Below are 24,226 nucleotides of genomic sequence, written 5' to 3'. Positions count from 1 at the left end.
GGCTATAAGGCGCGCAACCTTCAGGAATTTTGGGCGAGAAATGCGCAATATTATTACCAGCATTGTCGTACTTATCGTCCTTCGACACACCGCCGGGGGTGGCTGAGGCCATCTGCAATCCTGGCGGTGTGAAGGGCCCTTCAGAGGCCCTTTTTTATTACCTCGAACGACCTCGGGGAGCCGAAGGCTTCCCGGCCAAGCGGCAAGCGGATCCGGAGTGAACCATGAGCGACAGCACGAGCAACGATCCCAACAAGATGACCGGCGCGGCGATGATCGTCCGTGCGCTGATCGATCATGGGGTCGAGCACATTTTCGGCTATCCGGGCGGCGCGGTCCTTCCGATCTATGACGAGATCTTCCAGCAGAATGAGGTCGAGCACATCCTGGTGCGGCACGAGCAGGGCGCAGGGCACGCGGCCGAGGGCTATGCCCGCTCCACCGGCAAGCCGGGCGTGGTGCTGGTGACCTCGGGCCCGGGCGCGACCAACATGGTCACCCCGCTGACCGACGCGCTGATGGATTCGATCCCGCTGGTGTGCATCACCGGCCAGGTGCCGACCCATCTCATCGGCAACGACGCCTTCCAGGAGTGCGACACCGTCGGCATCACCCGGCCCTGCACCAAGCACAACTGGCTGGTGCGGCGCATCGAGGACCTGCCGCGGGTGCTGCACGAGGCGTTCTATGTCGCGACCACCGGCCGTCCGGGCCCGGTGGTGGTGGACGTGCCCAAGGACGTGCAGTTCGCGGTCGGCACCTACACGCCGCCGCGCAAGTCCGACGTTCACGTCTCCTACAAGCCGCGGGTCAAGGGCGACGCCGAGCAGATCCGCAAGGCGGTGTCGCTGCTTGCCGGCGCCAAGCGCCCGGTGATCTATTCCGGCGGCGGCGTGATCAATTCCGGCCCCGAGGCGTCCAGGCTGCTGCGCGAGCTCGTCGAAGTCACCGGTTTTCCGATCACCTCGACGCTGATGGGCCTCGGCGCCTATCCGGCGTCGGGCAAGAACTGGCTGGGCATGCTCGGCATGCACGGCACCTACGAAGCCAACATGACGATGCATGACTGCGACGTCATGCTGTGCATCGGCGCGCGCTTCGACGACCGCATCACCGGCCGCACCGATGCGTTCTCGCCCGGCTCCAAGAAGATCCACATCGACATCGACCCGTCGTCGATCAACAAGAACATCCGCGTCGACGTGCCGATCATCGGCGACGTCGCCAATGTGCTCGGCGATCTCTTGCAGGTGTTCAAGGCGGAGGCCAAGGCGCCGGACATCAAGCCGTGGTGGCAGCAGATCGCCGCCTGGCGCGCGCGCAACTCGCTCGCCTACAAGAAGAACGACGAGGTGATCCTGCCGCAATACGCGATCCAGCGCCTGTTCGAGCTGACGCGCGGCCACGACACCTACATCACCACCGAGGTTGGCCAGCATCAGATGTGGGCGGCGCAGTTCTTCGGCTTCGAGGAGCCGCACCGCTGGATGACCTCCGGCGGCCTCGGCACCATGGGCTACGGCCTGCCGGCGGCCCTCGGCGTGCAGGTCGCCCATCGCGACAGCCTGGTGATCGACATCGCCGGCGACGCCTCGGTGCAGATGACCATGCAGGAGATGTCCTCGGCGGTGCAGTACGAGCTGCCGATCAAGATCTTCATCCTCAACAACCAGTACATGGGCATGGTGCGGCAGTGGCAGCAGCTGCTGCACGGTAACCGCCTGTCGCACTCCTACTCGGAGGCGCTGCCGGACTTCGTCAAGCTGGCGGATGCGTTCGGCTGCGTCGGCATGCAGGTCAACAAGCCGCGCGATCTCGACGGCGCCATCGAGGAGATGATCCGCATCAAGCGCCCGGTGCTGTTCGACTGCCGCGTCGCGGCGCTGGAGAACTGCTTCCCGATGATTCCGTCGGGCAAGGCGCACAACGAGATGCTGCTGCCCGCGGAGGCCAACGACGAGGCCACCGCCAAGGCCTTCGCCGGCGGCAAGGCGCTGGTGTGAGTTGAGCGGCGCACCCGGCTCGTCTCCTCATCCTGAGGAGCCCGCGCAGCGGGCGTCTCGAAGGATGAGGCCAGGGCCGCGGCCTCATGGCTCGAGACGCGCGGCGTCGCTGCGCTCCTCACCATGAGGGTTCAGCCAAGGGCGATGTGACTTAGAACGAATACCGAGAAAGCAGATCATGACCCAGCCTGCCTCCGCCTATTTCCTCGATGACCGCAAGGATCCCAACGAGACCCACACCCTGTCGGTGCTTGTCGCCAACGAGCCCGGCGTGCTCGCGCGTGTCATCGGCCTGTTCTCCGGCCGCGGCTACAACATCGAGAGCCTCACGGTGTCGGAGACCGAGCACCAGAAGCACGTCTCGCGCATCACTATCGTCACCACCGGCACGCCGCAGGTGATTCAGCAGATCAAGCATCAGCTCGATCGCATGATCCCGGTCTACAGCGTCGTCGACATGACGCTCGCCGGCAATGCCATCGAGCGCGAGCTCGCCATGGTCAAGGTGCGCGGCACCGGTGAGCACCGGGTGGAATCGCTGCGGCTGGCGGAGGCGTTCCGCGCCCGGGTGATCGATGCCTCGACGGAGAGCTTCGTGTTCGAGATCACCGGCTCGACCGCCAAGATCGACCAGTTCATCGACCTGATGAAGCCGCTCGGCCTCGTCGAGGTGGCGCGCACCGGCGTCGTCGCCATCGTGCGCGGCCCGGAGAGCATGTAAGGGAACGCGTCGCCGCAGCGATGGAACGGGCGTGATGTCGCAGCACCTCCTGGTCGCCTTTGTCGTGTTCGCCGTGGTGGCGCTCTATACACCGGGGCCGAACAACGTGATGCTGATGACGTCGGGGCTGAACTTCGGCTTCCGGCGCACGCTGCCCCATGTCGCGGGGGTGGCCATCGGCTACGCCTTCCTGGTCGGGGTGATCGGCTTCGGGCTCGGCGCGGTGTTCGAGACCTGGCCGGTCCTGCAGACGGTGCTGAAATACGCCGGCTGCGCCTACCTCGTGTATCTCGCCGTCGCGATCGCGCGCTCCGGTCCGGCGGATGCCGAGCGGGCCGCCGAGGGCAGGCCGCTATCGTTTTTCGGCGCAGCCTTGTTCCAGTGGATCAACGTCAAGGGCTGGGTGATCGCGATCGGCACCATCACCGCCTATGCTGCAGTTGCGAGCTACCCCTGGAACATCATGATTCTGACTGCGCTGCTGCTGGTGCTCGGGCTCAGCTCGTCGCTCGCCTGGGCGCTGTTCGGCACCTGGCTGAAGCCGATCGTGACCTCGCCGCGCGCGGTGCGCGTTTTCAATGTCGCGATGGCGCTGCTGCTGCTGGCCTCGCTGTATCCCGTGCTGACGGAGGCATGATGTCGCTTCTAGTTATGCAGAAACTACCGGTCTGGAGGGGCTTTCGGGCTTGTCTGGACCGGCTCGCCGCCCTACACAACGGCGGCAATTCGACCGGGCCTGGTCATCGGACAAGGCCCTGACCCACCAACATCTGAGCTGAATGGGCAATCGTGCCCGCTAATGAAGGATAGCGACACATGCGTGTGTATTACGACCGCGACGCGGACATCAATCTGATCAAGGGCAAGAAGGTCGCTGTCGTCGGCTATGGCAGCCAGGGCCATGCCCATGCGCTCAACCTCAAGGACTCCGGCGTCAAGGACGTCGCGATCGCGCTGCGCAAGGGTTCGGCGTCGGCCAAGAAGGCCGAAGCCGCCGGCTTCAAGGTGCTCGAGGTTGCGGAGGCCGCGAAGTGGGCCGACGTCATCATGATGCTCACCCCGGACGAGCTGCAGGCTGACATCTACCGCGATCACCTGCACGACAACATGAAGAACGGCGCGGCGCTGCTGTTCGCCCACGGCCTCAACGTCCACTTCAACCTGATCGAGCCGCGCGCCGACCTCGACGTGCTGATGGTCGCGCCGAAGGGCCCTGGCCATACCGTGCGTTCCGAGTATCAGCGCGGCGGCGGCGTGCCCTGCCTGATCGCGATCCACAAGGACGCCTCGGGCAACGCCCATGACCTCGGCCTGTCGTACGCCTCCGCCATCGGCGGCGGCCGCGCCGGCATCATCGAGACCTCGTTCCGCGAAGAGTGCGAGACCGACCTGTTCGGCGAGCAGGTCGTGCTCTGCGGCGGCCTCGTCGAGCTGATCAAGGGCGGCTTCGAGACGCTGGTGGAAGCCGGCTACGCGCCGGAGATGGCCTACTTCGAGTGCCTGCACGAAGTGAAGCTGATCGTCGACCTGATCTATGAAGGCGGCATCGCCAACATGAACTACTCGATCTCCAACACCGCCGAGTACGGCGAGTACGTCACCGGCCCGCGCATCGTGACGCCGGAGACCAAGGCGGAGATGAAGCGCGTCCTCGCCGACATCCAGAACGGCATCTTCACCCGCAACTGGATGCTCGAGAACAAGGTCAACCAGACCTCGTTCAAGGCCACCCGCGCCAAGCTCGCCCAGCACCAGATCGAAGAAGTCGGCGCCAAGCTCCGCGACATGATGCCGTGGATCAAGAAGGGCGCGCTGGTCGACAAGTCGAAGAACTGAGCTTGTTCGATTTTGCGGGACGCGCAATGCGATCTCGCTACGCAATGGCCGGAGCGGAGCTCCGGCCATTGTCGTTTGTGGGGATGTGCGAGGAGATGAGTTTCCACATTTCCAGCGTCATCACCGGGCGGACGCCAACGGGTCCGCGCGAAGCGCGGCCCGATAAAAGGCTCCGCGTCGAGACCCGGTGATCCAGCTTAAGCAGCTCATGTTCTGTTGCGAGGAAGCTGGATTGCCGGATCAAGTCCGGCAATGACGCATTGGCTGCGGCGAATTTCGAAACGAAACCGACAGGTTTGTAGCCCGGATATTGCAGCGCTCATCCGGGCTACCTGCTGCGTCATCGCAAACCTTTCTGCTCATCCTGAGAAGGCGGCGCAGCTGCCGTCTCGAAGGATGAAGGCCGGTGCTGTCGCCCTGTGGCCTCATGGTTCGAAACGCGGCCTACGGCCGCTCCTCACCATGAGGAGGGTGGGTCGTCGCAGGCCGCGCGATCGCGCAGGCCGAAGGCCGTGGTTTGAACCCCGCCCTCGTTCCCGTCGACCAAATTGTCGGGCGCGCGATGTCGTGCGCGAGAGGTCCTGCATGCCATGACTGCGCGATGGTCCATTGCCGCTGGCTTGATCGCTGCCGTGCTGGCGCTGGCGCACAGCCCGGTGGCGTCCGCTGCCGAGCCGGATCGCGCCAAAGGATCCGGCGACAAGGGCTCGGTCGAGGCGTGCCTCGCGTCCGCCGGCCATGGCAACAGGGCGCTGGAGGCGTGCATCGGCAAGGTCGCGGGCGCCTGTATCGGGCCTGACGAGGGCGCCCGGCGAGATGCGGAAGTCGTCGCCTGTCTCGATGGCGAGCAGGCGCAGTGGGATCGCCTGCTCAACCGCGCCTACCAGGTGCTGCTCAAGGGTCTCGAACAGGACCAGCAGGTCAAGCTGCGCGACATGCAGCGCGCCTGGATCGACAGCCGCAACAAGACCTGTAAGTTCTATTACGACGTCTTCCAGGGCACGATGGCCAACCCGATGATCGCCAACTGCCTCAATCTGGAGACGGGGCGGCGCGCGATATTCCTGCGGGCCTTCGTCGACGACCTCGCGCGGCAATAGCCCGCATGCGGGGCCGTGGTCCGGGTGCAACTGCCCGGCGAGTTCCATTGGCGATGACAGAGGCGCGGAACGTGTGCGTTGCCGCGGCGGCCGGCCATATCGCTGATGCGCAGCCGGCGAAATTGCCATACATCTGGGGCATGGAAACGTTCTCGGAAACGTCCTCGCCTGCCGTGCCGGCCTTCGACGCGCCGTTCCGCAAGCATTTGCTGGAGTTGCTGGTGTGGCGGCGCGACGTGCGGCATTTCCGTCGCGATCCACTGCCCGAGGGCACGCTCGCGCGCCTGATCGGCCTCGCATGCCTTGCGCCGTCGGTCGGCCTCAGCCAGCCCTGGCGCTTCGTGCAGGTCGACGACCCCGCGCGGCGCCAGGCGATCCGCCGGAATTTCGAGGCCTGCAATGCCGCGGCGCTGCAATGCCAGGCGGGCGAGCGCGCCGCGCTCTATGCGCGGCTCAAGCTTGCGGGCCTCGACGATGCCCCCTGCCAGTTCGCGGTGTTCGCTGATCGTGCGACCGTACAGGGCCACGGCCTCGGCCGCCTCACCATGCCGGCGACCATCGAATACTCCGCGGTGATGGCGGTGCACACGCTGTGGCTTGCCGCCCGCGCCGAAGGCATCGGGCTCGGCTGGGTGTCGATCCTCGATCCGGCTGAGGTCGCCGCGATGCTGGCCGTGCCGCCCGAGTGGACTTTTATCGGCTATTTCTGCCTCGGTTATCCGCAGCACTGCGACGATGTGCCGGTGCTGGAACGCGAGGGCTGGGAGACGCGCCGGCCGCCGGCCTCCGTGCTGCTGGTGCGCTGAGCGCGGCGTCGCGCGGGCTACTCGATCGGTTTCAGCGTCAGGTCCGCTGCGCTGGCGCCGACGAAGCCATAGCCGCGGTAGATGTCCTGCGCCGTGCCGGATGCGATGAACGCGAGCCAGGCGCTGGCGGCGCCGCCATGCGGCGTGTCGTCGAGGCGGCCGATCGCGTAGGACACCTCGTCCCGCAGGCTGTCCTGTGGGGGAAGGTCGACGGCCTCGACCGCGGCGCCGCTGCGCAGCGCCTGCAGCACTTCGGTGCGCCACACCACGCCGACGTCGGACTGGCCCGCGGCGATCCGCTGCGGCGTTTCGCGGTGATGCACCGCGGTAAACCAGTTGTTGGCCGTGGTCTGGCAGCCCGTGCATTCCTGTCCGCCGGCAATTGCCGGCCACAGGCCGTGCCGCTCCAGCACCTTGCGCAGGTAGAACTGCATGATGCCTTCGTTGACGGGGTTGGGCAGCGACGTGCGTACGTCGGCGCGGACGAGGTCGTCGATGCCGGCAACCTTCTTCGGATTGCCGCGCGCCACCATGATCTGCAATTCGTTGTGCATGTAGACGAGGGACTGGCTCATCAGCCCGGCGCGCTTCAGCTCCCGCAGATGGCCGAGATTGACCGAGGCATAGATGTCGGGGCGGCCGCGCACTGTCTCGCCGTCATAGCTTACGCCGCCGGCCTTGATGGCCTGCAGCAGCAGCCCTGGCGGCAGGGTCAGCAAGCCGACGGTGGCGGTCGGGTTCTGCTTCTGGAACGCAGCAACGACCGCGTCCATGGCGAAGAACTGGTTGCCGGCCAGCCACAGGATCAGGTCGGCATGGGGCATCTGCGCGAGCGCCTGGCGCCCGGTGCTGATCGTCCCGCCGGGGTGGTAGAGCTTGATGTCGGAGTCGTGATGGCTGGGGATCTCGGTCAGCGTCGGGTCGGCTTTGGTCTCCGCTGCCGGTTGGGCCGGCGGGTCGGCGAAAGCCGGCGCTGTCGCGGCAATCGCGCTGACGATCACCGCCGTCACGCCGAGTCTCGAAAGTGTCCTGAACATTGCTGATCGCGATATCTGGCTTGAGGTCGTGAGCATCGTCGCCTGCGCGACGGCACGGCCGGGAGGTTTCAACGTAGAGCGGGGTTCGCCAGACCGCAAGCTGCGGCATGAGCGCGATGACGGACCTTGCGTGCGGTCCGTCATGACAGCGCAATCTGCAACGTCCAGTTTCGCCCGTGATATGCTGTCGCCGGGATTTGAAGCACACTGCAGTCGGGGGAGAGATCATGCGATCCGTCGTTATCACCGGGACATCGACTGGCATCGGCTTTGCGGCCGCGAAGGTTCTCATCGACCAGGGCTTTCGCGTGTTCGGCAGCGTGCGCAAGGCGGCGGACGCGGAGCGGCTGCGCCAGCAGCTGGGTGCCAACTTCGTGCCGCTGGTGTTCGATGTCACCGACGAAGCCGCGGTGCGCGCCGGCGCCGAGACGGTGCACGCGGCGCTCAGCGGCGAGACGCTGGCAGGGCTCGTCAACAATGCCGGGATTGCGGTCTCCGGGCCATTGCTCGAGCTGTCGGTCGACGAGTTTCGCCGCCAGATGGAGGTCAACGTCACCGGCGTGGTGATCGCGACCAAGGCGTTCGCGCCGCTGCTCGGCGCCGACCGCACGTTGAAGGGGCCGCCGGGGCGGGTCGTCATGATCGGCTCGGTCGCGGGTCAGAACGGCAACCCGCTGCTTGCGCCCTACAGCACCTCCAAGTTCGCGATCGAGGGCCTGTCGGAAAGCCTGCGCCGCGAGTTCATGCTGTTCGGCATCGATGTGATCCTGATCGGCCCCGGTGCGGTGAAGACGCCGATCTGGGACAAGGCGGAAGAGATCGACATTGCCCGCTTCAGCCAGTCGCCGTTTCTGCCGGCGCTGGAGCGGCTGCGCACCTTCATGCTGACGCTGGCCAGGACTGGCCTGCCGCCGGAGCAGATCGGCGCGCTGGTGCATCATGTGCTGACCACGCCGCGGCCGCGGGTGCGCTATGCCGTCTCGCCCGAGCCGTTGCAGCTGCTGCTGGCCAAAATCCTGCCGAAGCGGCTGATCGACCGCATCATCGCCAAGCGCCTGGGACTGCTGCCCGCCGGCAATGGCTGATCCGGAAAGACAGGCGCCACGTCCGGGGGCGGACGTGGCGCGGGGGGATGGATCCAAGCAGGATATCTTACGACATCGCGTAGCTCGGCTCGCTGCGCTTGCGGCCCATCATCAGCGACAGCAGCGCCGCGACGATCCCGGTGACGCCGGCGATGACGAAGGCCTCGAGGTAGCTGCCCTGCGCCGACCGCATCACGCCGGCGAAGAACGTTGCCGAGGCCGCGCCGAGCTGATGGCCGGCGACCACCCAGCCGAAGATCATCGGCGCGTTGCGGTCGCCGAAGGCTTCGTTGGCGATGCGTACCGTCGGCGGCACCGTGGCGATCCAGTCGAGGCCGTAGAACACCGCGAACACCGTCAGGCTGGTCAGCGAGAAGTTCGAGTAGGGCAGGTAGATCAGCGACAGGCCGCGCAGCCCGTAATAGAAGAACAGCAGCTTGCGCGGATCGAAGCGGTCGGTCAGCCAGCCCGACAGCGTGGTGCCGAACAGGTCGAACACGCCCATCAGCGCCAGCAGGCTCGCGGCCTGCACCTCGGCGATGCCGTAGTCGCCGCAGAAGGCGATCAGGTGGGTGCCGACGAGGCCGTTGGTGGTGAAGCCGCAGATGAAGAACGTGCCGAACAGGAACCAGAAGGTGCGGGTCTTCGCGGCGCCCAGCAGGTTGTCGATCGCGGTCTTGAACGGATTCTGCGCCGGCGGCGGAGGGGCGACATCGTCCTGCGTGCTGCCATAGGCGCGCTGGCCGATCGAGGCCGGCCGCTCCGGCACGAGGAAGTAGACCAGCGGAATCAGCGCCGCGCAGCACGCCGCCACCGTCAGCACCACGGGCTGCCAGCCGCCGCGCTCGGTCAGAGCCGCCAGCAGGGGCATGAAGATCAGCGTGCCGGTTGCGGTGCTCGCGGTCAGAAGCCCCATCACGAGGCCGCGGTTGGTGACGAACCAGCGGTTGACGATGGTGGCGCCCAGCACATTGGTGACCGCGCCGGAGCCGAGCCCCGACAACAGGCCCCAGGTCAGGAACAACTGCCAGGGGGCGGTCATGAAATAGCTCGCGCCGGTGGAGGCAGCCATCAGCGCCAGCGCGGCGAGCACGGTGCGGCGGATGCCGATGCTCTGCATCACCGCGGCGGCGAACGGACCGGCGAGGCCATAGAGCAGGATGCCGGTGGCGGCCGAGATCGAGATGACGTCGACGCTCCAGCCGAACGACTTCTGCAGCGGCAGCATCAGCACGCCCGGGGTGGAGCGCAGTCCGGCGGCGCCCAGCAGCGAGAGGAAGATCACGGCCACCACCACGAAGGCATAGCGCTGGCCGAACGGACGTCGGGAGGGCGGGAGACTTGAACTCGGGGGTGTCTGCATGTTACTTACCGGTACGTATTGCGATGGGCTGAAGATACGTACCGGTCAGTAACATTGTCAAGGGCCATGACCGCATGAGCAAGATTACCGAGACGGCGCCGAAGGCCGCCGACCGCATCCGCGCCTCGGCGCGCGAGCTGTTCTACCGCGAGGGCATCCGCGCCGTCGGGGTCGACGAGATCGTGCAGAAGGCGGGGGTCACCAAGCCGAGCCTCTATCGCAGCTTTCCCTCGAAGGACGAGCTTGCCGCCGCCTACCTGCGCGACTACGACGAGAGCTTCCGGGAGAGTTTCGAGAAGCCGGGCGGCAAGAGCTACAGCGATCCGCGCGAGCATGTGCTCGCCTATATCCGCTGGCTGTCGAAACGCGCCGCGGCGGACGGCTATCGCGGCTGCGGCCTCAGCAACGCCACCGTCGAATATCCCGCCCGCGAGCATCCGGCGCGGCAGGTGGCCGATGCCAACAAGCGCGCATTCCGTAAGCGCCTGCGCGAGCTCGCCGCGGCGATGGGGGCGAGCAAGCCCGATGTGCTCGGCGACGGCCTGTTGCTGCTGATCGAGGGGATCTACATCACCGGGCAGCAGATGCCCGCCGGGCCGGCGCAGTCGGCGCCGCAGGCTGCGACGGCGCTGATCGAGGCGTTCGTCAAACCCGTGTGATGCGTCGCCGCTGACCGGTGGTCCTGTAGCCCGGGTCAGCACAGCGAGACCCGGGGCGGCGCGACCCGTCATCGATGGCCGTTGTTTTGATTCCCGGATGTCGCTGCGCTCATCCGGGCTACGAATTGTTCGCGCCGCAAGCCTTGCTGATCAATCCGGCAGCCGTGGTGCCGGCATGTCGCGGCCGTTCTGGTGCAGCGTCATCCGCGTCGCGCGCCCCTTGGCGTCGGTCTCGAACGCGATCTGGGCGTCGACCTCGTCGCAGAAGAACTGCGTGGGGCTTTCCGGAAACAACTGGATCTTGGTCTGTCCGGTGGCCTGGGCGAACAGGCCGTTGCCTTCGCGCGTGACCGTCAGGATGAATTTCGGCGCCAGCTGGTAGCGGCCGGCATAGCCGTCGAACAGTATCGGATCGACCGTGGCAACGCTGCGCTTCGTCGGTGGCGGCGCCAGCGGAATCTGCGGATCGAGCAGGTGGATGCCGATGTCGTCGATGCCGAGCCTTGTCGATGCGTTGGACAGCACCACCACGCCGACTTTCGATTTCGGCAGGAAGCCGATGAAGGCCTGGTAGCCGCCGGTGCCGCCATTGTGCCAGACGATCTCCTCGTCATGTCCCGGCGTGATCGCCCAGCCGAGTGCGACCTCGCCGCCGGGCGCGCCGCTGAGGCGACGGGTCCGCAGCGCGGTGGCCAGCGCCGGTGACAGCGGCGTATCCCTGGCCCCGAGCGCCATTTCCAGGAACGTCATCATGTCGTTGGCGGTCGAGCGCAGCGCGCCGGCGCCCGCAAGGGCCGGCAGATCCCAGTTGGGCACGACCTTCAGCGCGCCGTCATGGCCCGGCGCGAGGCGGGCCGTGAGCGCTGCCGACAGGGTGATGGCGGTGTCGTTCATGCCGAGAGGATTGAGGATGCGCTCGCGCACCAGCGTCTTGTAGTCGGTGCCCTGGCGCCGCGCCAGCGCATGGCCGAGCAGGCCGTAGCCGAGATTGGAATATTCGAACTGCGTTCCGATGCCGCGCGGCAGCTTGTAGGTTGCAAGGAACTGGTAGAGCTGCGCGATCGTGTAGTCGGCATACGGATTGGCTGGATTGGCCGGCGCGAAATTCTCCGGCATTCGCGGCAGCGCGGAGGTGTGGGTGGCAAGATCGACCAGGGCGATGGGGCGGCCATCGCGTTGCGGCACGCTGACGCCCTCAGGCAGATATTTCGCCACGGGATCGCCGAGCGTGACCTCGCCGCGCCGCGCCATGTCGGCGAGCAGCAGGCTGGTGAATACCTTGGTGACGGAGCCGATCTCGAACACCGTGTCGCCGTCCACCGGCCGCGGATCGGTCTTGCTGAACGTGCCGTGCGCGACGATGCGGCGGCCCTGTCCGTCGACCAGCCCGACCACGATGCCGACACCCTGCCTTTCGGCGTCGATGCGGTCGACGAGGATGCGCCGCACCGCGTCGTCCGATGGCAGCGAAGGGCCGGACGCGGAGGCCCCGGGCACGGTCACCGCCACCAGGGCCAATCCTCCTGCAAGCAAGCGCCTCATCGGTCTGAAAGCTCCGTCCACGAAAACACGGCAGTCGCCGCTCGGTCGAGCGGACGGCGAACCATCGCAGCGCTAGATTGCATGAACCTTGCCGCGATCCGGTGTCCCGGTTCGCAAGTTCGCCGCATTTGCAGCAATCGCAGGAACTTCGCGTTCAGCACGCGAGGCTGTCACGCGGCGTTCGCAGCGGTTGTTAGCGCGCAGCGTTGGCGCGCGGCTTGGCATCGCTCACGATCAGGCGCAGCAGCTCCTGCGCGGCGGGCGGCAGGGCGCGGCCACGCAATGTGAGGACGTGGCTGCGGCCGCGATACAGCAGCGCATTCTTCATCGGCAGCGCGACGATGCGCGAGGCCTCGGCCGCGGCCATGGTCAGGCGCGGCACCAGCGCGTAGCCGAGGCCCGCTGCGACGAAGTGCATCACCGCGTCGAACGAGGCGGTGGTGAGCGCGACATTGAGGCGGACCCCCTCGCTGATCTCGGCGGCCTCGATGTGCTGGCGCACGCCGAAACTGCGGTGCACGGTGGCGCCGGGGTAGGGCACGAGGTCGGCGAGGCGCAGCGGGCGGTCGATCTGCGCCAGCGGATGGCTGCGCAGCACCCAGGTCTGGATCGGCTGCGGATTGGAATGATGCGAGCGCAGCCGCTCGTCGTTCGGCGGCTTGAACAGCATGCCGATGTGAATGCGTTCCTCGAGCAGCGCCTGCACGATCTGGTTGGTGCTGCCGACGTCGAGGCCGATGGTGATCTTGGGATGGGCGCGCATGAAGGGGGCGAGCGTGCGCGGCATCAGCGTGTCGATGTAGCCTTCGCCGGCCATGATGTCGATGTGGCCGCTCTCCACCTTGCGGATGCTGTCCATCTGCGCCAGCAGGGTCTGCTTCTCGCTGAGCTGGCGGCGCAGATAGGTGGCGAGCAGGGTGCCGGCGTCGGTGGGCGCGACGCCGCGGCCGCGCCGCTCGATCAGTGCGGTGCCGCACTCCTGCTCGAGCTGGCTGACCGCGCGGCTGACGGCGGACGGGTCCATGCCCAGCGCTCCGGCGGCGCCGCGCACCGAGCCGCTCTCCAGCACCTGCATGAAGTAGCGCAGGCGACGGGTATCGAGCCGGTCATCCATGTCGCCGAGCACTGCCGCCACCTCGAAAGCTGTCGCCGGAGCCGCCGTGCGGCTGTCTGCTGCAATTGTGACCGTTGCATGAAATGCAACACATAATCACTGTCGCTGTCATTGATGCAAGGCAGATTTTCTCTGAAAGTCGAGTTCCAGAGTTGGTCACGCGCGCGACCTCAAGCGCCGCATCACATCTGGAGCGCCGAATGACGACGACAACTGCCGCCGCTGCCGCTGAACCGAACTCCGTGCCCCTGACATCCTCCGGGATGGCGAAGCTGAAGCTCTTCGTCATCGTGATGGCGATCGTCGCCGTCGCCGAGACCATCGGCATCGTCCAGTTCCAGGTCGGACCGGGCAAGGTGCTGCTGCAACCCATGGTGTGGGCGCTGCTGATCGCCGCCGCCTGGGGCGTGGCGCAGCGGCTGCTGCCGAGCGTGGCGCGGATCGAGCCCGCCTTGCAGGCGTTCGCCGGCGACCTGCTCAACGTCGGGTTGCTGCTGTTCGTGGTCAAGCTCGGCCTCACCGTCGGCAGTGCGCTGCCGCAGGTGAAGCAAGCCGGCTGGGCGCTGCTGTTCCAGGAATTCGGTCACACCTTCGGCACGCTGGTGCTGGGCCTGCCGCTGGCGCTGCTGCTCGGCGTCAAGCGCGAGGCGGTCGGCGCCACCTTCTCCATCGGCCGTGAAGGCAACCTCGTCATCATCGGCGAGAAGTACGGCATGGCCTCGGCCGAAGGCCGCGGCGTGCTCGCCGAATACATCACCGGCACCGTGCTCGGCGCGCTGTTCATCGCGCTGCTGGCCGGCTTCGTCACCAGCCTGCACATCTTCGATCCGCGCTCGCTGGCGATGGGCGCCGGCGTCGGTTCCGCCAGCATGATGGCCGCCGCGATCGGCGCCATCAACGGCCAGCAGCCGGCCTCGGCAGCCTCGCAGCTTACCGCCATCGCCGCCGCGTCCAACCTGCTGACCCAGGTGGCGGGCTTCTACTTCACGCTGTTCCTGTCGCTGCCGGCGTGCTCGTGGCTGTACGACCGCCTCGAGCCGGTGCTCGGCCGCTTCTCCAGGCGCAAGGCGCCGGAAGGCGTGGCGCTGGCCCCTGCCGGCGGTCTCGGCGCGAAGGACTTGTCGTTCGTCGATACCATGATCGCCTGGGCGATCATGACCGGCGGTGTGACCATCGGCAATCTGCTCACCTACAAGGTGCCGGTGTCGCAGTCGCTGTTCGGCATGCTGCTGGTGGTGGCGATCGCGCTTGTGATCGATGTCATCAAGCGCCTGCTGCCGAAGCTGCCGATGGTGCTGGTGCTGTCGGTGGTCTCCACCCTGCTCGTCGTTCCCGGCCTGCTGCCGTTCAGCGATGTCCTGGCCGCGGCGACCGCCAAGCTGAACTTCCTCGCCTTCACCACCCCGGTGCTGGCCCTGGCCGGTTTCTCGGTCGCCAAGGACTTGCCGATCTTCCGTCAGCTTGGCTGGCGCATTGTGGTGGTGTCGCTCACCGCCGCTGCCGGCACCTTCCTCGGCGCCACGCTGGTCGCAGAACTGTTCCACTGATACCAACCGACGGATCCTTCCAATGTCTGAGCATCCCGAATCTGCCCAACCCGACATCGCTGCCGACATCCGCGCCCGCATGGTGGCCTGGCGCCGCGACATCCATGCCCACCCGGAGACCGCGTTCGAGGAGCACCGCACCGCGCAGGTGATTGCGGAGGCGCTGACCGAGATGGGGCTGCCGGCGCATCGCGGCCTCGCCGGTACCGGCGTCGTCGCCTCGCTGACGAACGGCGATGGCCCGAGCATCGCGCTGCGCGCCGACATCGACGCGCTCGACATCAACGAACTCGGCAATCCGGCCTACAGGTCGCAGCGCCCGGGCAAGATGCATGCCTGCGGTCATGACGGTCACACCGCGATGCTGCTCGGCGCCGCGGCACATCTCGTGCGCCACAAGCCGTTCCGCGGCACCGTGCAGTTCGTGTTCCAGCCGGCGGAGGAGAACGAGGGCGGCGGCCGCCGCATGGTCGAGGAGGGACTGTTCGACAAGTTTCCCGCCGACGCCGTCTACGGCATGCACAACATCCCGCAGATCCCGCGCGGCAAGTTCGCGATCAAGCCCGGCATCATGATGTCGTTCTTCGACACCTTCGAGATCGTCATCACCGGCAAGGGCTGCCATGCGGCGACGCCCGAGAAGGGCATCGATTCCGTCGTGGTCTCGGCCCAGCTCGTCAATGCGCTGCAAGCGATCGTCAGCCGCCGCATCGGCGCGATGGATGCCGGCGTGATCAGCGTGACCCAGATCCATGGCGGCGACACCTGGAACGTGGTGCCGGAGACCGTGGTGCTGCGCGGCACCGTGCGCACCCTCGACGGCGAGATCCAGGACGAGATCGAGGCGGCGATGCGCCAGACCTGCGCCGGCATGGCGCAGATCCACGGCGCGACCATCGCGCTCGATTACCAGCGGCGCTATCCCGGCGTCATCAACACGCCGGCCGAGACCGATGCGGCAATCGCCGCTGCGGCGAGCCTCGTCGGCGCGGCGCTGGTGCAGACCGACATCAAGCCGGCGATGGGCTCGGAGGATTTCTCGTTCATGCTGCAGAAGCGCCCCGGCGCCTACATCTGCATCGGCGCCGGCGAAGGCAAGAACGATCCGCCGCTGCACAACCCCTATTACGACTTCAACGACGCCATCCTGCCGATGGGCGCGGCGTACTGGGTCGCGCTGGTGCAGCAGCAGCTCCCGCTCGCGGGACGGCGCTGATATTCGCGGTTAACATCGCCGCGAATAGGCGACGCGAATATGAGGGCTGGAACATGTGTAGCCAGGCTCATCGGTTCCATTGCAGTCTGTCTCCTCATGGTGAGGAGCGCGGCAAGGCCGCGCGTCTCGAACCATGAGGCCAATGAGCCGGAACGTGCGGGCCTCATCCCTCGAGACGCCCGCGGAGCGGGCTCCTCGGGATGAGGGTTGAGGTTGGCGTGATGCTCTCCGCCTTCGACATCTTCAAGGTCGGGATCGGGCCGTCGAGTTCGCACACCGTCGGGCCGATGCGCGCGGCGCTGATGTTCGCGCGGCGGCTCGATGAGGACGATCTGCTGGCGCGCACCGCACGGGTCGAGGTCGAGCTGTTCGGCTCGCTCGGCCTGACGGGGCGCGGCCATGCCAGCGACCTCGGCGTCATCCTCGGCCTGTGCGGCGAGACGCCGGACGGCGTCGATCCGGCGATCGCCCGTGAGCGGCTGGCGGCCATCGCGCAGACCGGCGAGCTGCCGTTGCTCGGGCACCACCCGGTTGCGTTCGATCGTGCCCGCGACATTCTCTTCCGCGGTGACCAGGCGCTGCCGGAACATCCCAACGCCCTGCGGCTCGCAGCGTTCGCCGCCGATGGCGGGCGGCTGAGCGAGCGCTGCTATTTTTCGGTCGGCGGCGGGTTCGTGATCGAGGCGGGCTCGGACGCGCCGCACGCGACGGTCGCGGCCGGTGCTGCGGTGTGGCCCTATCCCTTCCACAGCGGCGCTGAACTGGTGGCGCAGGCGACCGCCAGCGGCCGTTCCGTCGCCGGTGTGATGCTCGCCAATGAATGCGTCTGGCGCACGGAAGCCGAGGTGGGGGAGCGTCTGCTGCGAATCTGGCGGGTGATGCAGGCGTGCGTGCGGCGCGGCTTCGGCCTCGACAATGCGGAGGCTGAGGCGCGGCTGCCCGGCGCGCTCAACGTGCGTCGCCGCGCGCCGGCGCTGTACCGCGAACTGATGGCGCGCGGCGGCAACACCGAGGCGGTCGATCCGTTGGCGGCGATGGATTGGGTCAATGCCTTCGCCATGGCGGTCAACGAGGAGAACGCCGCCGGTGGCCGGGTGGTGACGGCGCCGACCAATGGCGCTGCCGGCATCATCCCCGCGGTGCTGCACTATTACGAGACGTTCGTGCCCGATGCCTCCGACGCCGGCGTTGTCGAATTCCTGCTCACCGCGGCGGCGATCGGCGTGCTCTACAAGACCAATGCCTCAATCTCCGGCGCCGAGGTCGGCTGTCAGGGCGAGGTCGGGGTGGCCTGCTCGATGGCGGCGGGCGCGCTCGCCGCCGTGCTCGGCGGCAGCGTCGCCCAGGTCGAGAACGCCGCCGAGATCGGCATGGAGCACAATCTCGGCCTGACCTGCGATCCGGTCGGCGGCCTCGTCCAGATCCCCTGCATCGAGCGCAACGCCATGGGCGCGGTCAAGGCGATCAACGCCGCGCGCCTCGCGCTGCGCGGCGACGGCCATCACTATGTGTCGCTGGATACCGTCATCCGCACCATGCTGCAGACCGGCGAGGACATGAAGTCGACCTACAAGGAGACCTCCCTCGGCGGCCTTGCGGTGAACGTGGTGGAGTGCTGACGGCGCCCGCGCCGCCGCTTATTGAATGGCGCAGGTCCGTGCGGTTTCGTCGGCGAGCCAGCCGACGAAGGCGCTGGTGTCCGCATCGCCGGACAGCTCCGCGCGCCAGCGCGCGACATGGACCTTGCGTGATTCCATCACCGGGCCGTCTGGAAACAGCCGGGCCAGGCGGCCGTCGGCGATGGCGTCGCTGACCAGCAGTGAGCGCCCCAGCGCGACGCCTGCCCCCTCGGAGGCAGCGGCGAGGCACAGTCCGATATCGCCAAGCTGCAGGCCGTTGCCGCGCGCCCGTGTGTAATGCAGGCCGAAGCGGCGAAACCAGGTCTCCCAGCTCCATTCGCTGGTGCGGTCGGCGTCCTTGTAGATGAGGGGCAGCGACAGCAGCGCAGTGGGCGCGGCCTGTGGCGGCCGCAGTGCCGGTGCGCACACCGGAAACACCTGCTCGCGAAACAGCGGGCGTTGCGTGGTCGTCTGCCGTGCCTCGTCGCCCGGCACCCAGGCGATGCGAATGTCCGCGGGCTCTGCGCCGGCATCGTGCGGCGTCAGCTCGAGGGCGATGTCAGGATGTTGCAGGGCAAAGCGCGGCAGCCGGCGCACCAGCCACCATGTGCTCAGCGCTGTGCCTGCGGCGATACGCAAGCGGCGCTGGCGCGCAGCGCGGCGGACATGGACGTCGAGCGCACCCAGGGTGTCGAGTGCCGCCGTGAGTTCAGGCAGCAGCGCGCGGCCTTCGCCGGTGAGATCGACGCCCGGCCGCCGCCGGTCGAGCAGGGGTGTGCCGAAATACTGTTCGAGCCGCCGCACCTGATGGCTGATGGCACTCTGCGTCACACCGAGCTCTGCCGCCGCGCGGGTGAACGAGCGGTGACGCACGACGGCGTCGAAGGCGAGCAGCGGCTGAAAGGGCGGCAGGCGGCGCGGCATGGCGCCATGATATCGTTTCATGGGGTTTTGAAGAAGCGTCATTCGCAAGGCGGCGGGAGAAGCCGCAGCCTCGGCGCCATGTCTGCTCATCCCCCGTGTTCCGATCCCATGGCCTGTCCTTCCGCACGCGGCGTCACGCCGGCTCAGGCGGCGCTGTGGGCGACCTGCATCGGCGGCTTCCTGTTTCAGTTCGACCTCACCGCGCTCGCGGCCGCGCTCGCCGATGTCGGCGGCGACTTCGCGCTGGCAGGTGCGGCGTCGGCCTGGGTGATCGATGTCTTCAGCCTGGGGCTGGTGCTCGCCCTGCCGGCCTCCGGCACGCTGGCGGACCGTTTTGGACGGCGGCGGATGTTCGCCCTCGGGGCAGTGGTCTTCGGGGTGGCGTCGGCGATGTGCGCATCGGCGCCGTCGTTCGTCATGCTGCTCGCGGGGCGGGCGTTGCAGGGCGTCGGCGGCGCCGCGCTCACCAGCGCATCGCTGGCGCTGGTCGCGGCGACCACGCCAGTCGCGGCGCGGCCGCGCGCGTTCGCGATCAACGGCACCGTGATCGGCATCGCCATGGTGATCGGGCCGCCGCTCGGCGCGCTGGTCGCGGCGACGGTCGGCTGGCGCTGGATTTTCTGGCTCAACCTGCCGCCATGCGCGGCGGTGCTGATGCTGATCCGCTGGCGTGTGCCGGAATCGCGCGATGCCGGGGCGGTCGGCGCGGCGCTGGACTGGCCGGGCTGCGCGGCGCTGGCCGCCGCGGCGGGCGGGCTCGCCGTCACGCTGCTGGAGGGCCATCGGCTGGGCGGTGCGGTTTCGGCCATCCCGCTCGGCGCGGCTGGTCTCGCTGCTCTCGCATTCGTCGCAATCGAACGTCGCAGCCGTGCTCCGGCGATCGACCTCACGCTGCTACGCGGTCCGCGCTTCGTGGCGATGTGCGTCGCGCCGCTGGCAAGCTCGGTCGGCTACTGGTCGCTTCTCGTCTATGTGCCGCAGTTGGCGCGGGGGCCGCTACAGATGACGCCGCTGGCGGCCGGCGGGCTGCTCACGGCTCTGACGCTGCCGATGCTGCTGGTGCCGTGGCTCGGCGCGGTGCTGGCGCGTCGCTGGCCGCCGCGGCTGTTCTTTCCGCTCGGGCTCGCGATCATGGGCCTCGCCGATCTCGTCGCGGCGGTTGCCGTCGGGGCCGGCGCGGGCGCCGTGGCGGCTGCGCTGCTGGCCAGTGGAGCTGGGGCAGCGCTGATCCAGGCCCAGGTGACGGCGGCGGCCATCGGTGCCGCGCCACCGGGCCGCGCCGCGATGGCGGCGGCGATCTGCGTCACGCTGCGCCAGCTCGGCTTCTGCCTTGGCGTCGCGGGGCTGGGTGCGCTGGTCGCTGCGGGCGGCCAGGCCGGCTTCATGTTGGCGTTCTTCGGTGCGGGGGTCCTGTCGCTCGCGGCTGCCGGCACCTGTCGCCTCTTGCTCGGGAGGGCGGAGGGCTGATCGACCCGAGCGGACCGGACCGTTCCGGGCTCACGCGGCACCGCGCTGCGCCGGCCATCGGTTGGCTGGCCCGCGGCGGCACCTGAATTGGCGCTGAACGCCGCAGCCGGGCCGCTGCGGCCAAAGGACTACGTTGCGAATTCATGACAGTTTGACTACGTTTTTATGACACGGCGGCAGCCGCCGGCCGCGCCGTTCGCCTGCTGGCCTCCGCCAGCGCCAGGCCTTGACCCGCCGGATGGTTTGCGTCCCCGCCCATGGCGCCGTCGCCCAATTCCGGCCTGCCCAATCCCGAGACGCCTGATGGCAGCCGCGCCGCGGTCGCCGCGGGTGCTGCCTCGGTCGGCCTGTGGCGGCTGCTCGCGGTCGCCTCGCCCCACCTCGCCGCGGCGGTGGTGATGCTGCAGACCGAGACCGACCTGATGTCGCGGCTCGGCTTCCTGTTGGCCTGGGGCATCCTCAACTGCGGCTTCGTCGCGCTGCTGCGCCGCCCGGCGCTGTCGGGCGCGCTGTCCTTTGCCCTGATCGTGGCCCTGATCCTGTTATCGCGGCTCAAGCACGACGTGGTGCAGATGACCGCGAACTTCGTCGACCTCATGGTGATCGATCGCGACACGGTGGCGTTCCTGTTCACCATCTTTCCGAACCTGCGCTGGTCGGCGATCGGCACCGCCATCCTTGTGCTGCCGCTGATGGTGGCGCTGTGGCGGCTCGATCCGTTCCGCCTGCGCCGCCTGCCGGCGGTGGCCGCACTGCTCGGCTGCCTCGCCGCGCTGGTCGGCCTCGCGAAGATATCGCCGGACGAGGCATGGCGCGGCTACTACGACGACGGCTATGTCTCCAAGTTCGCGCGCTCGGGGGTCACCGCCGTCTCGGATTTCCTCAACTATGGCTTCATGCAATCGGATGCGTTCGCGGCCGAGGCGCTCAAGCTGCCGCTGGTGGATTCCTGCACCCCGGCGGGACGGCGGCCGAACATCATCATGATTCATGATGAATCGAGCTTCGACATCCGCGCGGCCGGCGGCGTCAAGGTGCCGGCCGGCTATGGCAGCCATTTCCTGTCCTACGACGGCAAGGCGCGCAAATTCCTGGCCGAGAGCAATGGCGGCCCCAGCTGGTTCACCGAATACAACGTGCTGGCAGGTCTCTCCGCGCGTTCGTTCGGGCCGTTCGCCTACTTCGTCACGCGCATCGCCTCGGGGCGGGTCGAGCGCGGCCTGCCGCTGGCGCTGCGGCGCTGCGGCTACAGCACCGTCTCGCTTTACCCGGCGTTCGGCGGCTTCATGAGCGCCAGGAGCTTCCAGCTCACCACCGGCATGCAGGCGTTTCATGACGCCCGCGCGCTCGGCGCCCGGGGCGTCGAGCCCGACAGCTTCTTCTACGGCAAGGCGCTGAACCTGCTGGCGCAGGAGAAGGGGCCGCAGCCGGTGTTCATGTTCGTCTATCTCGCAGCCAACCACTTCCCCTGGGAGGTGAAATTCCGTCCCGAACTGACGCCGCAATGGCGCGCGCCGGGCAACGCGCCGGTGGTCGACGAATATCTGCGGCGCCAGGCGATGAGCGCCAGGGACTATGCCGGCTTCGTCGCGGCGCTGAAGAAACAGTTTCCCAGCGAGCCGTTCCTGATCGTGCGCTATGGCGACCACCAGCCGGAATTCTCGCCGCAACTGCTCGACCCCGGCCTCAGCGAGGCCGATATCGGCAAGAAGCTGATGGCCCACGACCCCAGCTACTTCGCCACCTATTACGCCATCGACGCGGTGAATTTCAAACCGGTGGCGAGCCCGACCGCGATGGACACGATCGACGGCGCCTATCTGCCGCTGGTCATCCAGGACGCGGCCGGCCTGCCGCTCGACCCGACCTTCACGGAGCAGAAGAAGATCATGCTTCGCTGCGGCGGGCTGTTCTATGCCTGCCAGGACGGCGCCGAGGCGCGGCGCTTCAACCGCCAGCTCATCGACGCCGGTTATATCAAGGCGCTGTAGTGCGGCGCGCGGCGTTCTCGATGAATTCGCGGCGGTAACATGACGGCGTCTGCCGGTAAGGTTGACTGGTTAGGTTAAGAGCGGACTTCGGATGCGCGGTTCGATAGCCCTGCTAACAGTAGGGCTGTTCCACCGTGTTGGCCGGAGACCCCAGAAATCACCGGCGACGTTCACATGGCTGGAACAGGGGGCCGCCGATTCAGTTGCGTACGGCGGCCCCGCTTTTTTTCCCGCCGCGGGCGAGCTGCGGCGGCCGGCTTTTGTTATGCGTCGGTCTCACAGGCCTGCTACAGATCACGGTTGCTGTTGCCGCAAGGCGTCGCGCCCTGCGGGCTGAACCGTGGACCTGTTCGATGCTCGATCCTCGCCGTCATCCGATGTTCGACCGCCGCGCGCTGCTGAAGGGGGCTGTCGCCGCCGGGCTGATGGCGCCCGGCCTGCCGCTGATCCGCTCCGCTCCCGCGCGCGCCGATGGCGACAAGACGCCGTTCACGCTCGGCATTGCCTCGGGTGATCCGGCCACTGACGGCTTCGTGATCTGGACACGCCTGGCGCCGCAGCCGCTCGAGCCGCGCGGCGGTCTCACCATGCAGCCGGTCGAGGTGACCTGGGAGGTCGGCGACGATGCTGCCATGCAGCGCATCGTGCGTACCGGCACCACCCTGGCGCGGATCGAGCTGGCGCATTCCGTCCATGTCGAGGTCGAGGGCCTCGCGCCGGGCCGCGACTATTTCTATCGCTTCCGCACCGGCAACGTCGAAACGGCGGTCGGCCGCGCGCGCACGCTGCCGGCAGCCGGCGCCGACCTCGCGCAGCTGCGCTTCGCCGCCGCGGGCTGTCAGGCGTTCGAGAGCGGCTACTACACCGCATGGCGGCATCTCGCGGCGGAGAACTTCGACTTCGTCTTCCACTATGGCGACTACATCTACGAGCACGGCTTCGTCACCGTGGACCGCGCCGGGCGCACGCTGCCGCGCCAGATGCCGAAGGATTTCACGCCCTGTGTCACGCTGACCGACTACCGGCGGCGCTATGCGTTGTACAAGAGCGATCCCGACCTGCAGGCCGCGCATCTGTCGTGCCCGTTCCTGCCGAGCTTCGACGACCATGAGGTCGCCGACAACTGGGCCGCGGACACCGATTCCAAGGACACGCCGGCGGAAGCCTTCCTGTTCCGCCGCGCGGCCGCGTTCCAGGCCTGGTACGAGCACATGCCGGTGCGGCACGCGCTGCTGCCGCGCGGCCCGGACGTGCTCGCCTATCGCCGCTTCCGCGTCGGCAGCCTGATGGATGTCGCGGTGCTCGACACCCGGCAGTATCGCTCCAAGCAGCCCTGCGGCGACGGCATCAAGGCCAATTGCACCGCTGCCGACGAGCCGTCGCGCACCATGATGGGCGCGCGTCAGGAGGCGTGGTTCGCCGAAGGGCTGCGCGCCGCCCAGGCGGCAGGGCCGGCGACCTGGCAGGTGCTGGCGCAGCAGGTGCTGTTTGCCCGTCTCGACTGGCGGTCCTATCCCTGGCTCGCGCCATCGGAAGCGCCGCTGATCAATCTCGACGCCTGGGACGGCGCCAGTGCCGCGCGCGACCGCCTGCTGCGCACCCTGCATGAGGCCAAGGTGGCCAATCCGGTGGTGCTCACCGGCGACATGCACCGCGGCGTCGCGCTCGATCTGCATCTCGACTGGCGTGAGCCGAGTTCGCCCTGCGTCGCCGTCGAGCTGCTGGCGACCTCGATCTCGTCGGGCGGTGACGGCGTCGCGGTGATGAGCAATGCGGATACACTGCACGCCAACAATCCGCATCTCAAATTCATCAGCGACCAGCGTGGCTATCACCGCCACACCGTGACGCGCCAGCGCTGGCAGGCCGATTTCCGCGTGGTGGCGCAGATCTCGCAGCCGGATCAGCCGGTCGCGACGGCGAAGTCGTTCGTGATCGAGGCAGGCAAGCCGGGGCTGGTCGAGGCGTAGTTCGTCTCGCGTGGTCAGACCCGGATGTCGCTGCGCTCATCCGGGCTATCGTATTTCCGGGGCGTCGCCACACCCGATGCGTCATTGCCGGACTTGATGTTCAGTCCGGGGACATCACCGACGGGTGTTCGGAGACATAGCCGACACATCACAATACATGGACAGGCTGTTAGGGAGTCGGTCCATGCCATGGCGCAAGGTGTCGGTGATGGAGCAACGACGGGAG

At 67.7% G+C, this 24,226-nt stretch carries 19 protein-coding genes; 14 read left to right on the top strand and 5 right to left on the bottom strand.

The window, feature by feature from the left end; genetic code table 11:
• The first annotated feature begins 224 nt into the window (after positions 1-224).
• From AB4Z37_RS17670 to bluB, 6 genes are all read left to right on the top strand, one after another.
• A complete protein-coding gene (locus tag AB4Z37_RS17670; RefSeq protein ID WP_441518050.1) occupies positions 225-2,003 on the top strand; it encodes an acetolactate synthase 3 large subunit in 1,779 nt (592 codons plus the stop codon).
• 178 nt (positions 2,004-2,181) lie between these two features.
• Positions 2,182-2,724 (top strand): acetolactate synthase small subunit, encoded by a 543-nt coding sequence (gene ilvN, locus AB4Z37_RS17665; RefSeq protein WP_441518049.1) that lies wholly within the window; start codon positions 2,182-2,184, stop codon positions 2,722-2,724.
• Positions 2,725-2,758: 34 nt separating this feature from the next.
• Positions 2,759-3,361 carry a LysE family translocator gene (locus AB4Z37_RS17660; RefSeq protein ID WP_441518048.1) on the top strand — a complete coding sequence of 201 codons (603 nt, stop codon included), beginning with the start codon at positions 2,759-2,761 and terminating at the stop codon, positions 3,359-3,361.
• A 179-nt stretch (positions 3,362-3,540) separates the two neighbouring features.
• Entirely contained in the window at positions 3,541-4,560 is a 1,020-nt protein-coding gene (gene ilvC, locus AB4Z37_RS17655) for a ketol-acid reductoisomerase (protein WP_441518047.1), read from the top strand.
• 590 nt (positions 4,561-5,150) lie between these two features.
• Positions 5,151-5,660, top strand: a complete 510-nt coding sequence (locus AB4Z37_RS17650) for a lysozyme inhibitor LprI family protein (RefSeq protein ID WP_441518046.1) — start codon at positions 5,151-5,153, stop codon at positions 5,658-5,660.
• Positions 5,661-5,800: 140 nt separating this feature from the next.
• On the top strand, positions 5,801-6,466 hold the full coding sequence (gene bluB / locus AB4Z37_RS17645) for a 5,6-dimethylbenzimidazole synthase (RefSeq protein ID WP_441518239.1): 666 nt from the start codon (positions 5,801-5,803) through the stop codon (positions 6,464-6,466).
• A 17-nt stretch (positions 6,467-6,483) separates the two neighbouring features.
• On the opposite strand, the gene AB4Z37_RS17640 is transcribed toward bluB, so the two are convergent.
• A complete protein-coding gene (locus tag AB4Z37_RS17640; protein ID WP_441518045.1) occupies positions 6,484-7,476 on the bottom strand; it encodes a molybdate ABC transporter substrate-binding protein in 993 nt (330 codons plus the stop codon).
• A 254-nt stretch (positions 7,477-7,730) separates the two neighbouring features.
• Here AB4Z37_RS17640 and AB4Z37_RS17635 point away from each other — a divergent pair, with 254 nt between their 5' ends.
• A complete protein-coding gene (locus AB4Z37_RS17635; RefSeq protein ID WP_441518044.1) occupies positions 7,731-8,588 on the top strand; it encodes an SDR family NAD(P)-dependent oxidoreductase in 858 nt (285 codons plus the stop codon).
• Positions 8,589-8,655: 67 nt separating this feature from the next.
• Here AB4Z37_RS17635 and AB4Z37_RS17630 read toward each other — a convergent pair whose 3' ends face one another.
• Positions 8,656-9,951 (bottom strand): MFS transporter, encoded by a 1,296-nt coding sequence (locus AB4Z37_RS17630; protein WP_441518043.1) that lies wholly within the window; start codon positions 9,949-9,951, stop codon positions 8,656-8,658.
• 74 nt (positions 9,952-10,025) lie between these two features.
• On the opposite strand from AB4Z37_RS17630, the gene AB4Z37_RS17625 reads away from it, so the two are divergent.
• A complete protein-coding gene (locus AB4Z37_RS17625; protein ID WP_441518042.1) occupies positions 10,026-10,610 on the top strand; it encodes a TetR/AcrR family transcriptional regulator in 585 nt (194 codons plus the stop codon).
• A 150-nt stretch (positions 10,611-10,760) separates the two neighbouring features.
• Here AB4Z37_RS17625 and AB4Z37_RS17620 read toward each other — a convergent pair whose 3' ends face one another.
• Complete coding sequence (locus AB4Z37_RS17620) at positions 10,761-12,119, bottom strand: serine hydrolase (protein WP_441518041.1); 1,359 nt, start codon at positions 12,117-12,119, stop codon at positions 10,761-10,763.
• Between the two features lie 226 nt (positions 12,120-12,345).
• Positions 12,346-13,287: a LysR family transcriptional regulator gene (locus tag AB4Z37_RS17615; protein ID WP_441518040.1), complete on the bottom strand. Its 942-nt coding sequence runs from the start codon at positions 13,285-13,287 to the stop codon at positions 12,346-12,348.
• Between the two features lie 179 nt (positions 13,288-13,466).
• Here AB4Z37_RS17615 and AB4Z37_RS17610 point away from each other — a divergent pair, with 179 nt between their 5' ends.
• From AB4Z37_RS17610 to AB4Z37_RS17600, 3 genes are all read left to right on the top strand, one after another.
• Complete coding sequence (locus tag AB4Z37_RS17610) at positions 13,467-14,813, top strand: DUF3100 domain-containing protein (RefSeq protein ID WP_441518039.1); 1,347 nt, start codon at positions 13,467-13,469, stop codon at positions 14,811-14,813.
• 22 nt (positions 14,814-14,835) lie between these two features.
• On the top strand, positions 14,836-16,029 hold the full coding sequence (locus tag AB4Z37_RS17605; RefSeq protein ID WP_441518038.1) for a M20 aminoacylase family protein: 1,194 nt from the start codon (positions 14,836-14,838) through the stop codon (positions 16,027-16,029).
• A gap of 200 nt (positions 16,030-16,229) precedes the next feature.
• Positions 16,230-17,648, top strand: coding sequence for an L-serine ammonia-lyase (locus tag AB4Z37_RS17600; protein WP_441518037.1), 1,419 nt, complete (start codon positions 16,230-16,232; stop codon positions 17,646-17,648).
• A gap of 18 nt (positions 17,649-17,666) precedes the next feature.
• Here the strand turns inward: AB4Z37_RS17600 and AB4Z37_RS17595 are convergent, their stop codons facing one another.
• Positions 17,667-18,593: a LysR substrate-binding domain-containing protein gene (locus AB4Z37_RS17595; RefSeq protein ID WP_441518036.1), complete on the bottom strand. Its 927-nt coding sequence runs from the start codon at positions 18,591-18,593 to the stop codon at positions 17,667-17,669.
• A gap of 87 nt (positions 18,594-18,680) precedes the next feature.
• On the opposite strand from AB4Z37_RS17595, the gene AB4Z37_RS17590 reads away from it, so the two are divergent.
• The 3 genes from AB4Z37_RS17590 (at position 18,681) to AB4Z37_RS17580 (ending at position 24,000) form a co-directional block, all read left to right on the top strand.
• Entirely contained in the window at positions 18,681-20,039 is a 1,359-nt protein-coding gene (locus AB4Z37_RS17590) for an MFS transporter (RefSeq protein WP_441518035.1), read from the top strand.
• A gap of 257 nt (positions 20,040-20,296) precedes the next feature.
• Positions 20,297-22,030 (top strand): sulfatase-like hydrolase/transferase, encoded by a 1,734-nt coding sequence (locus AB4Z37_RS17585; RefSeq protein WP_441518034.1) that lies wholly within the window; start codon positions 20,297-20,299, stop codon positions 22,028-22,030.
• A gap of 353 nt (positions 22,031-22,383) precedes the next feature.
• Entirely contained in the window at positions 22,384-24,000 is a 1,617-nt protein-coding gene (locus AB4Z37_RS17580; protein WP_441518033.1) for an alkaline phosphatase D family protein, read from the top strand.
• Positions 24,001-24,226: the final 226 nt, after the last annotated feature.

It is taken from the genome of Bradyrhizobium sp. 2TAF24, assembly GCF_052115025.1.
In the GTDB taxonomy this organism is placed as follows: Bacteria; Pseudomonadota; Alphaproteobacteria; order Rhizobiales; family Xanthobacteraceae; genus Bradyrhizobium_A.
The sequence above is the reverse complement of the archived record's forward strand: the minus strand, read 5'-3'. Positions and strand labels throughout refer to the sequence as shown.